We start from the raw sequence: 12853 nt of genomic DNA on the forward strand, positions 1-12853 counted from the left end.
AGATCGTGATGCGGGTGGTCGTGTTCGACGTGCGGGTGGGGTGTGTTTCCGGCGGCCTTGTCCGAGCGTTCAGTGGTGGGCGTGCGGCGTGGAAGGGAGAGGCACGGACTGTTGGATGAGGAGGGCGGTTCACTACGATCGCGGCTCGGTGGCCGGGGGCTGGTCGTTGTGCAGCCCGAGTCGCAGGTGCAGCAGCGCGGTGAGGCCGTCGATGGTCCGGTCGCTGCGCAGAAGCTCCATCGGGGGGATGTCGATGTCGAATTGGTGGCGCATCGACGCCAGGAGTTCGGCGGCCATGAGGGAGTCGATGCCGTACTCGTCCAGCCTGCGGTGTGGGTCCAGGGCGGCCGGGTCCATCTGCACGACTTTGGCCAGTAGCTGGGTGATGGCGTCCTGCAGTGCGACGCGGGCCTCTTCCGGGGGAAGGACTGCCAGTGCTGCGAACATCTCCTCGCGGGATGCGCCGCCCGTCTCGCTGTGCTCGGGCAGCAGCAGGGTGTGGCGCGGGCTGTTGAGGGTGGGCAGGAGACCTCGGAACCTGCCCCAGTTGTAGCGGCCCACACCGGCCACCGGGGTGTCGCGGGTGAGCAGATCGTCGACTGCGGCGAACGCGTCACGGAGGCGGAGGGGTTCCAGGCCGATGGCGGAGAGCTGGGCGGTCAGGTCGTTGCGGGTGACGTATCCGGTTTCGCCGAGCGCTCCCCACGCGATGGCCTGGGCCGGGAGCCCGGCCGCGTGCCGCTGGCGTACCAGGGCTTCGACGAAGAGGTTGCCCGCGACGTAGGGGGCCTGGTGCAGGTTGCCGAAGCACGCGGTGACCGAGGAGATCAGGAGGAACAGGTCCAGCCGCCGGTCCCGGGTGAGCCGGTCCAGCACCAGCGCGCCGCCTGCCTTGGGGGCCAGTACGGCGGCGAAGCGTTCTTCGGACAGTTCGCTCAGGGGCGCGTCGTCGAGGTGCATGGCGCAGTGCACCACGCCGCGCAGCGGACGTCCTTCGGCGTCGATGCTCTCCAGCAGGGCGGACATGCTCGCCGTGTCGGTGCAGTCGGTCGCATGCGCGGTGACCTGGATTCCGCGGCGGGCCAGCGCGTCGAGCAGGGCGGGGGCCTCGGGGGTGGCTGCGCCGCGTCGGCCGACCAGGGCGAGATGGCGGGCTCCGTGGTCGGCGAGCCAGTGTGCGGTGGCGGCCCCGAAACCGCTGAGCCCGCCGGTGATGAGATAGGTGCCCTGCGGGTCCAGGGCGGGGCGGCCGGCATCCGCTTCGACGGTGAGGGGTTCGTCCAGGGGGTCGAAGGCGACCACGACCTTGCCGATGTGCCGGGAGTGCTGCATCAGCTCGAACGCCTCGCGCACTCGGGCCGCCGGGAACACGGTGTGCGGCAGTGGCCGGTAGGCACCGCTGTGCACGCGTGCGCCGACCTCGTCGATCACGGCGAGCGCCTCGTCGGGACGGTGCATCAGGGCGAGCAGGTCGACGCCGAAGAAGGCGAGGTTGTGGTGGAACGGTGCGAGGGAGAGGGGTTTGTTCTCGTGGATGTCGCGCTTGCCCAGTTCGATGAACCGACCTCCCGGACGCAACAGTTCGAGGCTGCGGCCGATGGCCTCACCGGCGAGGGAGTTGATCACGACATCGACGCCGTGCCCACCGGTGAGGCGTTTGATCTCTTCGGCGAAGTCGAGGGTGCGGGAGTCCAGCACGTGCCTGGCGCCGAGCGAGCGCAGCAGATCGCGTTTGGTCTCGCTGCCTGCGGTGGCGATGACGTGGGCACCGCGCAGGGAGGCGAATTGGAGTACGGCAAGCCCGACACCGCCGGCGCCGCCGTGGATCAGTACGGTCTCGTCCGCCCGGAGCCTGGCCAGGTGCTCCAGGCTGTAGTGCACGGTGGAGAAGGCCACCGGAAGGGTCGCCGCGGCCTCGAAGCCCATGCCGTCGGGGAGGGGCCACAGCCCCTCGACCGGGGCGGTCACGTGCGAGGCGAGGGCTGCGCTCGCGAGGCCGAAGACACGGTCGCCGACGGCCGGCGTGCGGACCCCGGGCCCCACCGCGGTGACGATGCCGGCGTATTCGATGCCGGGCGCTGTGTACAGGGTTCCTTCGCTGAGTTCCGACGGCAGCAATCCGGTCACGGACATGACGTCCCGGTAGTTCAGTGCGGCGGCCCGCACGGCGACCGTGACCTCCCCCTCGCCCGGTTCCCGGGGCTCGGACGACTTCCAGCCGACGGCGTAGGAGAGACCGGGATTGTGCACGTCCAGTGTGTAGGAGGCCGCAGCACCGGCGGGCGTGGTGGGGAGCGGCGTCTCGCGGGGGACGAAACGTCCCCCGCGGGTGAGCAGGATCTCGTTCTCCTGCGAGGGGGAGAGGAGCTCGCGCGCCAACCGGTGGGCGTCGTCGGCCACGATGCCGGACCGGTCGAGGCTGACGCGTCGGACGGTCAGGTCCGGGTACTCGTTGTCCAGCGTGCGGGCGATGCCCCAGGCGGCCGCGTCGGCGGGTGCCTGGGCACGCTCGGGCGCGGGGAGGGCGCCGCTGGGACGGGTCACGAGCCACAGCGAGACGCGGCCGTGGGGCCCGTGCTCTCCTTCGGACCGCGCCAACTTGCCCAGCAGGGTGGCGCGTTGTGCCGCACGCGCCGTGAGCCCGTCGACGTCGGAGGGTGTGGTGTCGGCCAGGACCAGCACCAGGTGGCGTTCCTCGGCCGGCTCGTCGCTGCCGCCTCGCCACTGCGGTACGTCCTCGTCTGCCTGGGCGCGGTGTACCGCATGCCGTCCCGACGCGGCGAGCAGTTCCGCCATGGAGTCGGCGAGCGGTGCCTCGGCCGGCGTTTCCGGGACGATGACGTATTCCGCGGTCCTGGGACCGACGGGAAGCGCGGGGCGCAGTACGCGCGGCCTCGGGCGGGCGGTGGCCAGTACGACGGAGGCGGCGAGGTCCGATGCGCAGTCGTCCCCGAGCTGGGCGATATCGGTGAAGCCGCACCGCTCCAGCAGCGGCAGCCAGTCTCCCGCGGACAGCAGGGCCGAGCGCGGGCGCAGCTCACGGTCGGTGTGATGGTGCCAGAGACCGTCCAGGGTCCCGAACCAGGGGGCCAGCCACTCGGCGCTGTGGTTCTCGAAGTTCAGCAGGCGACCGCCGGGGGTCAGGAGGCGGGCGATCCGTTGCAGGGTCGCGGTGAGATCCCTGCAGGTGTGCAGGGCGTTGGAGGCCACTACGAGATCAAAGCCGCCGTCGGCCAGGCCCTGATCTGCCAGATCCCCGTCGAGATCGAAGGTGCGGTATTGCACGAAGTCGTACCGTGCGAAGCGCTGTTGGGCGCGTGGCAGGAAGAAGGCGGACACGTCGGTGTATACGTACATGGTCCGGTCGGCCGGCAGGGCGGGCAGCAAGGCGCTGGCCAGTCCGCCGGTGCCGGCACCGACTTCGAGGACGCGCAGTGGTCGGTCGGCCGGCCAGCGCCGCACCACTTCGCCGACCAGCGCCTGTGCGATGCGGTTGTGGAAGCGGCTGAAGGGCGCGGTGTCGAAGAACAGCTCCAGGGCGTGTCCCGCTCCCTCACCGGTCAGGAGCTCCAGTGGGTCGCATTCCCCGCGAAGCAACGCAAGGATCCGCACGCGATGGCGTTCCACCAGTGCCGCCTCGTTGACGGAGGCAGGGAAATCCCACAACGTCGTGCGGTGCAGCTCCGAAGGCCGGCGTTCGGCGGGCGCGAGCAGCCAGTGGTCGGGGGCCACGCGGGTGACGAAGCCGTGCCGTTCCAGGACCGGCAGTTCCGTCTCCAACAGGGGGATGTGCTTCGCCAGCATCCCCGCCTCGGTCAGCGCGGCCGGGGTGAAGGGGCGGGAAGGGCCGGGCAGGAGGCGCTCCAGGGCTGCCGCGATGCACGCCGCGAAGTATGCCTGGGCGAACTCGACTCCCCCGGCGTCCCTCCATGGCCGCCAGGCCCGGCGTAGTTCGGCGATCCGTTCCCCGCAGGCGGCGGCGATCAGCCGGGAGGCGGGCAGGGGGCTCGCCTCGGCCGGGACATCGGGATGCGGGGCGGCGCGGAGCACGGTGTGATGCCGGGTCACGGGTGCCTGTGTGGGGTTGACGAGGCGGCGGAGACGGCAGCCCGTCATCTCGACGGCGACAGCGCCGTCCTCGTCGGTGACGGTGATGTCCCAGCACGCTTCGGTCGGGGTACTGGACCGCTCGCGTACGTGCACCAGCCCCTCGGCGGTGGGGGTACGCCAGACGTGCACGGCGTTGAAGGCCGAGGGGAGGTAGGCGCCACCGTCGGCCATGAGCCCGTCCAGCAGCGGTGCACCGGCCTGCAGAGCGCCGTCGAGCAGTGCGGGGTGTGCCGTGAACTGGTCCTGCGGTTCCGTGTGTCGGTAGGCGGCCAGCACCTCGCCCGCCCCCACCTGCAGATCGGTCAGGACCTGGAACGCCGGCCCGTAGGCCAGCCCCCGCTCCGCCAGTGCCCTGTACTGGTCGGCGGCCGCGATGTGGCGCGGGCACCGGGCCCGGAGGCCGGCCAGGTCCAAGGGGCCGGGGGCGCGGCCGATGCGTTGACGGACTCGTGCGCGCACATGTTGCCGCGGTTCAGCTGCGTTCTCGTCGGTGCTGGTGATGGTCACCACCGCGTCGTCCGGGTTGAGCGCGAGCTGGGTGTGGACGCTGGAGGCTTCCGCCCAGGGGATCATCAGCGGGCTGCTGATGTCCAGGTGGTCGATCGCCACCGCGCTCCGCAGCGCCCGCTCGCCCGCGGCCAGGATCATCTCCACATAGGCCGTTGCGGGCACGACGACGGACCCTGCCAACCTGTGATCGGGCAGCCACGGCACCAGCACCGGTTCGACGGCACCGTGCCACACCGGATGCGGGCCGGGCATCCGCTCCCCCAACAAGGGATGCTCCACCTGGCCGTTGCCGCTGCTGCACACCCAGCCGCGCGGCGAGCCACTCCAGTGGCGCTCGCGCTGCCAGGGGTAGGAAGGGAGGTCCACCACCCGGCCCTGGCGCGGGAAGTACGGCGTCCAGTCGATGTCAGCGCCGGCGGCCATCGCCCCCTCGACCGCCGTACGCAGTGCCTGGTCGCCCCCCGTCGCACGTCGCAGCGTGGGCACGACGGCCCGGGCGCCGGTACGCGCGCGACCGGTGGTGCGGCGCAGATAGGTCTGCAGGACGGGGTGCGGCCCGATCTCCAGGAAGACGTCCGCCCCGTGATCCATCGCGGCCTCGATCGCGGGGCCGAACTGCACCGGCTCCCGCACGTTCCGCCACCAGTAGGCGGCGTCCAGCTCTCTGCCGTCGATCCGCTGTGCCGTCACCGTGGAGAACAGCGGTAGACGGGTCGCCGAGGGCGCCAGGTCCTCCAACGACCGCAGCAGCGGTTCCCGTAGGGCGTCCATGGTGGCACTGTGGAAGGCGTAGTCCAACTCCAGCACGGTGCACAAGGCACCCCGAGCGGTCATATCGGCGGCCAGGCAGAGCAGTTGGCTCTCGGGGCCCGAGACGGTCACGTCGTGGTCCGTGTTCACCGCCGCCACCGCCAGTCCCGGGTAGCCGGCGAGGGCGGCGACCGCCTCTTCCTGGGACAGGGCCAGGGCCGCCATCCGACCACAGCCAGCGGTAGCGGCCTGCGCCCGGGAGCGCTCCGCGATGACCCGCGCCGCCTGCTGAAGGCTCAGCGACCCGGCCACGTGGGCGGCGGCGACCTCGCCCACGCTGTGGCCGATCACGGCGGACGGTGTGATGCCGCGGTCACGCAGCACGGCCGTCACACCGAGTTGCACGGCGAACAGCAGCGGCTGGGCCACCTCGGTCGCCCGCAGCTCGGACTCTGTCACCGTGGCCAACTTGTCGGCCACCGACCAGCCCAGATGCGGCCTCAGCGCTTCGTCCACCGCGGCCAGGGCAGTGGCGAAGGGGCCTCCGCCTCCCAACAGGTCGGCTCCCATACCCGCCCACTGGGCCCCGTTGCCGGAGAAGACGAACGCGACCCGCCCGCGCTCCGTTGCCTCCCCGACCGCGCCGCCACTCGCCCCAGGCACCTCCTCGGCCGCTTCCAGCGGCTCTCCCTCGCCCGGGAAGGTCGCCGCCAGCCGGTCGGCCGCCTCCTTCGGCCCAGTCGCGATCACCACGGCCCGGTGCCTGTGCGCACCGCGTCGCATGGTCGTGGTGTAGGCGAGGTCGTGGAACTGTTCGGCCTCGGTCCGCGCCAGTCGTTCGGTCATACGGACCGCTGTCTGGCGCAGGGCCTGCGGGGTCCGAGCCGATACCAGCACCGGGCAGGCCGCGTCCATGGCAGCTGCCGCCGCGCCCGCGGTGCGCGGTACGTCCTTGGCGGCGCCGACGATGACATGGGCGTTGGAACCGCCGAAACCGAAGGAGTTGACTCCCACAACCGGCCGGGCCACATCCGGCAGGGGCAGGGCCTCGACCACCGGAACCAGGTTCAGGCCGGCGAAGTCGATGTCCGGGTTCGCCGGTTGGCTGTGCAGCGTAGCCGGGGCGGTGCCGTGGCGCAGCACCAGAAGTGCCTTGAGCAGCCCGGCGATTCCGGAGGCGGGTTCCAGGTGGCCCACGTTCGACTTCACCGATCCGATCGGCAACGCCCCCACGTGCCGACGGCGGCCCAGCGCGCGGCCTACGGCGCGGCACTCGGCCGGATCGCCGACCGGGGTGCCGGTTCCATGTGCCTCCAGGTACACCAACTCATCCGGATTGACGCGTGCTTGCTCGTACACCGTGCGCAACAGCGCTTCCTGCGCATCGGGGTTGGGCAGCGAAATACCGGCGGTGCGGCCGTCGCTGTTGGTGCCGCTGCCGAGAATGACACCGTGTACCCGATCGCCGTCGGCTTGTGCGTCCTCAAGCCTCTTCAGGACGACGAGGCCGCCGCCCTCGGCCCTGACGAAACCGTCCGCCTCGGCCGAGAAGGCCGCACATCTGCCCCGTTTGGAGAGCATGGACGCCTGCGAGAAACCCACATAGTGATACGGGCTGAGCAGTACATTCGCACCCGCGGCCAGTACCAGTCCGCTGGTGCCGTTCCACAGTGTGCGACACGCGTGGTCCAATGCCACCAGCGAGGACGAGCAGGCCGTGTCGATCGCCAGACTGGGGCCGCGTAGGTCCAGGCAGTGCGAGAGACGGTTCGCGGCCAGCGACGAGGAGGCTCCTGCCATGGTGTAGGCGTTGGCCGAGCGCGGCCTCATCAATTGCAGCGCACCATAGGAGGCGTCGCAGATTCCGACGTAGACCGCGGCGTCCGAACCCGCCAGCACTCGCGGGGAGATCGCCGCATCGTCCAGCGCCTCCGCGGCGAGCTCCAGCAGCAGCCGGTGCTGGGGGTCCATCTGCGCCGCCTCTTTCGGCGTGATACCGAAGTATTCGGCATCGAAAGACGCGATATCGCAGAGGAATCCACCTGCGACGGTATAGCTCTTCCCGGTGCGCGGCACGCTCGTATCGATGAACCGGGTGGGGTCGAACCGTTCGGCGGGCGCTTCACCGATCAGGTCCCGTCCCTCTTTCAGAACCCGCCACAATCCCTCCAGATCGACGATGCCGCCGGGCAGTCGACATGCGGCCCCTACGATGGCGATCGGATGATTCGGTCCAGGGACGTGGCTGAAGCTCATGTGCATTCCTCACGTTGTGCCGGGGCGGATCCGGGAATGCCAGCTGCTCCGAGGGGTCAGGTCAGCCGCCCCTTCCGGTTCCGTGTGAAGGTTGCGCCTTTGGAGACGGATACGGAGACATGCGCGGCCGGTTGTCGCCGCTACCCACTAACGCCGACACCGCCATGTTCCAAGAAACCCAGACGCGGCACGAGGGCAGGAAATCCGCACCGCGCCCCCGGCGCCCGACTCGTAAGCCAGCTCAACTTGCTGAACTGCACCGTTACTTGATCGAACGAGGGCATCGGGCAGTCGGAGTGAAAACAATTTCACCCTTGTGGGGATAAGACCTCATTGAGGCAGCCGTGACAAATGATGAAGAGCGGACCGGGCCTCCCCGCCTACGGCCTCACCGACGACCAGATCACGCCCCTGCGACCCTGGGCCCTGGAGTGGGATCACCGACCCCAACACCCGCCTGCACCACGACGAGGCACGCGACGGCGACGACGCGTCCGACGGATCGGCGCTCATCCGCCGGAGTGCGGGCCGCATCAGCCGTTGCTGCCACGGCACCGGCGACTGGAATCCGCCGGTCCTCGTACTCGGGCTGCGCCCATACGGGCGACGCAGCGGTTCCGGAACGGCCTGCGCCTCGTTGACCGGGTGTGACCACTCGTAGGACTTCCGCAGCCGTTGGGCTCACCACAGCAGCACTCGCCGCATCCCTCGCAACTGGCGCTCCCGCTTTCGCCGGCGGCGTCGGCGTCATCCTGTCGCCATCGTTCGACAACGGCTGTGCCAACCATCACGCAGCCTCACGTGCCAACGCAGACACCCGTCACGGGAGCGGGACCGTGGACGGACTGGTGGCGGCTGCTCCGGCGGATACTCCGCTCAACCACTGTGGCGGGGGTGAGCTGCCGCTGTCCCGCGACTGCACCACGTCGGGTGCGCCCAGCGAGCCAGGTTCCTTGATGGGCACCATTGATCCTTTGCAGAACGTCGCGTGCCTGGTGGCTCGGAACAACCTCGACAACCCGAACGTGAACGTTCTCTCCTAGGGTGCGTCCCGCCGACGGGAACAAGCACCAGCCCCGCTGTGGGAAGCTGGCCGGGCAGGTCGCCGTCGCACCTGCCCGGCGCCGGGCATCGGTGCGCTGCTGACGCGCAAGGAGAATTTCACCGACCGCGGAACACCCGGAACGCTTCGACAGGCGCGTGCCTGGCGACGGGGACAACCGGTCCGCTGCCGGCGGCAGGCTGCTGCACGGAGACGGCGACGTGGTCGACGAGCATCGACCCGCCGGCACTGGTGGCGTCGGTGGGGGTGGGTGATCCTGCCACGCCGTCCGGGAACGCCCCGCCCATGGCGAGGTTCAGCAGCAGGAAGTGGCCGTGGTGGGTGGCTTTCGCCCAGGTGTCGGCGTCCATCTCGGAGGCGTTGACCGTGTGGAACTGCTGCCCGTCGACGTACCAATGCAGTGCTTCGTTGGCCGGGTCGGTGCGGTCGAGCTCCAGTGCGTAGGTGTGGAAACCGGCCTGGCAGGCGCTGCCCGGGCAGTCACGGGAACTGCTCTTGCCCTGGGTCTCGTTGCACGGCCCACCCGGGTTGACGCCGCAGTGCAGCGTTCCCCAGACCTTGTTGAGGCCGTTGACGTTCTCCATGATGTCGAACTCACCGATGCCCGGCCAGTTCTGGTAGTTGCCTCGGTAGTCGGCGCCGAGCGTCCAGAAGGCCGGCCAGTACCCGAGCGCGGAGCCACCGGAGACCTCAGGCACCCGGATGCTCGCCTCGATCCGGAGCCTGCCCCCGGCGGGGGCCGCGAAGTCGGTACGCCGGGTCTCGATCCGACCCGAGGTCCAGGTGGCGCCGTCCCGTTGCGCGGTGATCTTGAGATGGCCCGCGCCGTCGAGCTGGAGGTTCTCCGGACGGTCGGTGTACGTCTGACGCTCACCCGTGCCCCAGTTGGGCGGGCCTCCCGGGTACCCGGTACCGGTGTCGACGATCCAGTCGTCGGCGGAGGGAGACGATCCGGCGGCACCGTCGAAATCCGCACGCCAGACTTGCTCGAAGGCAGCGGCCTGCCTCGCAGGAGCAGCCACCGCCCTTCCGGAGACTGTGGGGAGGGCGAGGGCGTACGCGGTGACGATCACGGCACTCGCGGCGCAGAACACCGTCTTCTTCTTCAGGCCCATGTCGTATTGCTCCTCGATGTGGTGGGGGGTGAGGAGTTCGGTGCAGTCGTACCCGGAATGAGAGCGCTCCCACCCCGGTCCGGCGCACCCTGCCCATTCGGCGACGTGCCGTCAAGTGGCAACGAAAGAAACGGACTTGTATGTGTCGCTGTCGCCGTGCGCCACTCGGCCCCAGTGATTTCGACGTCGGCACCAAGCTGCGGGCTGTGGACTGCTCACCGACGGCAGTGGTGCGGCTGCCGCCGTTCGTGCCGACAGCCGGCCGGTCCCCTGTTGGTTCACAACACGATCAGCTCACGCTCGGCCGCACAGGCAGCCACCAGGCAGGCGTGGCTTTCCATCACGCGTCGGCCCCCTGGGCGATGAGCACGCGCCCTGTGCTGTCGGATTTGCCTTCGAGCGCGCTCCAACCTTCACACTGTTGACGACGAGACCGTGCTGCGGACAGAGAAGACAGAAAAGGTGGCAGGCGATGGAGACGACAGGCCGGGCGGGGCACCCTCTGCCGTACGGCATCTACCAGCAGGCGATCGAGCGGGAAACGCTGCATTTCGCCCAGGTGGTCAGGGGTGCGGATCCCGCGACCGCCGTGCCTTCCTGCCCGGACTGGACACTGGCCGAGCTCACCCGGCACGTGGGAGCGGTGCAACGCTGGTTCTGCGCACTGCTGACCCGGATGGTGCAGGAACCTCCGTCCAGCCGTGACGTGGAGCTGGGGCTGCCGCACCGCGTGGAGGAGTATGCCGACTGGCTGGCCACGGGCGTACCCGAAGTGGTTGGCGTGCTGCGGGCCATCGACCCCCAGGCGGCGATGTGGGCCTGGGGTGAGGACCAGCACGCGCGGTTCTGGGCCCGCCGGATGCTGTTCGAAACGCTGGTGCACCGGGTGGACGCGGAACACGCCCTGGGTCGGGAATCGGAGATCGACCCCGCGCTGGCGGCGGACGGGGTGGACGAATTCCTGGTCAATCTGCCCTACGCGGGCATCTTCGCCCCGGCTGTGGCGAAACTGCGCGGCAACGGCGAGACCATTGCCTTCCGGTGCACCGATCCCGCCGGTGAAGCCGGAAAGGAGTGGCAGGTGCGACTGGATCCGGATGGCTTCCGCCTGCTGCCGCAGGCAGGAACCCGTGTCCCGCCGACCGATCCGCAAGCGGCTGTACGAGGGAAGGCAGCGGACCTCCTGCTGCTGCTGTACGGACGCAGGTCCTACCAGGAGGCCGCATTCGAGGTCTCGGGAGAGCCCACCGCACTCGACCGCTGGTTCGCCCATACAGCCTTCTGACCGGCGCCGGAGCGCGGGCCGGTGACACCGTGCTTCGGTCCGGGTCGGGTTCCCGGCTCCGACTACCTGGCGCTCGACGTATGGGCCCCACCCGGCGCCCACGGCAACCCGGTCAAGGTCTTCGTGCACAGCGGCGGATTCCTGGCGGTGCCACCCGCGCCGCGCTCTACGACGGCACCGCCTTCGCCCGCGACGATGTGGCACCGGTGACGGTCAAGTACCACCTGGGCGCGTTCTCCCGTGAGGCCGGCTCGGCGCAGCCCACCCGCTGCGTGAGCAGGGAGATCGAAGGAAAAGCATGGGTTCGCCGGCCCCGCTCCATCCAGGCGCTCGACCAAACGGCCTACAGGCCATGCTCGTCAAGATGCCGAACGCACCGTATGCGTCCAGGATGGCCATGCGTACACCTTCTCCGGTGCACAACTCCCCGTCTTCGTGAACGCGAAGGCGGGGCGTTTTGCTGAGCTGGCGCGGCACTTGGCGCCAGCTCAGCCGACGTCGGCCTGCGGGGGCTCATCTGGCTTCCGTGGCTACGCGCCGACGCCTGCGGACATCGCGGAACAGGCCGGTCGGACACCCCGGAGCAGGTCCTCACAGAACTCACCGAGCGCTCGGTTCTGGGCGGCGACGGCGCCATCGGCGTCGCCGCATTCACCCCATATGGCCGCAGCAGCCCGGCTTTGTGACACTCCTGTGACCGGAATTATGGCCTCCATCACGCCCGCGCAGTCCATGCCTTGGTGGAGTGATCGAATGCGACGACCTGTTTCCCTCATTTCGGCTCTCGCCGCGACCGGCCTGCTCCTGACGGCCTGTGGGACGGAGCGTGCGGGTGCCGGGAACACCGGCGCCCGCGCAGCCGTGCCGCCATCCCCCACGCAGGTCGACGATCCGGGCAAGGACGGCGTGCGGATCACCTCACTGACCCTCCCGGCGGCCTCCGCCCCGCCCACCCGCAGCACTTCCGTCTCCGCCGACAACCTCGCCACGGGCTCAGGGGCCTCTGCCTCCTACGAAGTGACCAATGGAGGCACCGAGACGCTGGCCTACTCGGTCATGTTCACCTTCATGGGTGGTGATGGCGGGGCGGTGACCAATCAGACCGTGATCGTGCGCGACGTCGGCCCCGGGAAGACCGTGCGAGGCACAGTCCGGGCCGGAGAACTGCCGTCCGCGGCGCCGCGGGTGACACGGGCCAAGGTCCTCAAAGTGACCAAGGTCCCCGCGAGTGAGGCGCCGGCCGAGCCGGGCACATGCCCCGCCTCCGGAGTCCGCGTCAATGTCGACCGGGGCGACGCAGCCATGGGACTGCGCGTCGTGAGCCTGCACCTGGACAACTGCGGCACACGCGACTACGCCCTTGAGGGCTACCCGCTGCTGGAACTCCTGGACGGCGACCTCCAGCCCGTCCACGGCATCAAGATCCTCCACGGCAGCGGCGAGATCACCACCAGCGCCGGGCCCGACGAGCAGCCCCGGCCCGTCACGCTCAAACCCGGCGAGTCGGCGACCGCCGGCCTGGTTTGGCGCAACACCACCGGGTCCGGTACGCCGCTGAACGTGCCCTCGGTGCGGGTCCGGGCGAAGACCGGCGCCGCACCGGTCACGGTAACCCCGGACCTCGACCTGGGAACCACCGGAAAGCTCGGAGTCAAACCATGGGCGAAGGCGGAGCACTAGGGCGCATCCACAAAGGGCCTCGTGCACCTGGCGGTGGACGTCGACCGGCCGGCATACCTGCGTAGGACCTTTCGCCTGCGTAAG

General features: G+C 69.9%; 5 protein-coding genes. 3 read left to right on the forward strand and 2 right to left on the reverse strand.

The window, feature by feature from the left end:
- Window positions 1-132: 132 nt before the first annotated feature.
- Window positions 133-7632 (reverse strand): SDR family NAD(P)-dependent oxidoreductase, encoded by a 7500-nt coding sequence (locus JNO44_RS33035; protein WP_338058590.1) that lies wholly within the window; start codon window positions 7630-7632, stop codon window positions 133-135.
- 830 nt (window positions 7633-8462) lie between these two features.
- Here JNO44_RS33035 and JNO44_RS33040 point away from each other — a divergent pair.
- A complete protein-coding gene (locus tag JNO44_RS33040) occupies window positions 8463-8669 on the forward strand; it encodes a hypothetical protein (protein WP_205367527.1) in 207 nt (68 codons plus the stop codon).
- 118 nt (window positions 8670-8787) lie between these two features.
- Here the strand turns inward: JNO44_RS33040 and JNO44_RS33045 are convergent, their stop codons facing one another.
- Entirely contained in the window at window positions 8788-9804 is a 1017-nt protein-coding gene (locus JNO44_RS33045) for a glycoside hydrolase family 16 protein (RefSeq protein WP_205367528.1), read from the reverse strand.
- Between the two features lie 472 nt (window positions 9805-10276).
- On the opposite strand from JNO44_RS33045, the gene JNO44_RS33050 reads away from it, so the two are divergent.
- Window positions 10277-11089 carry a maleylpyruvate isomerase family mycothiol-dependent enzyme gene (locus JNO44_RS33050; protein WP_205367529.1) on the forward strand — a complete coding sequence of 271 codons (813 nt, stop codon included), beginning with the start codon at window positions 10277-10279 and terminating at the stop codon, window positions 11087-11089.
- A gap of 753 nt (window positions 11090-11842) precedes the next feature.
- The gene (locus tag JNO44_RS33055) at window positions 11843-12769 is read left to right on the forward strand and encodes a DUF4232 domain-containing protein (RefSeq protein ID WP_205367530.1); all 927 of its coding nucleotides are present in this window, start codon (window positions 11843-11845) and stop codon (window positions 12767-12769) included.
- Window positions 12770-12853: the final 84 nt, after the last annotated feature.

Origin of the sequence: Streptomyces noursei (assembly GCF_016917755.1) — a bacterium.
GTDB lineage: Bacteria > Actinomycetota > Actinomycetes > Streptomycetales > Streptomycetaceae > Streptomyces > Streptomyces yunnanensis.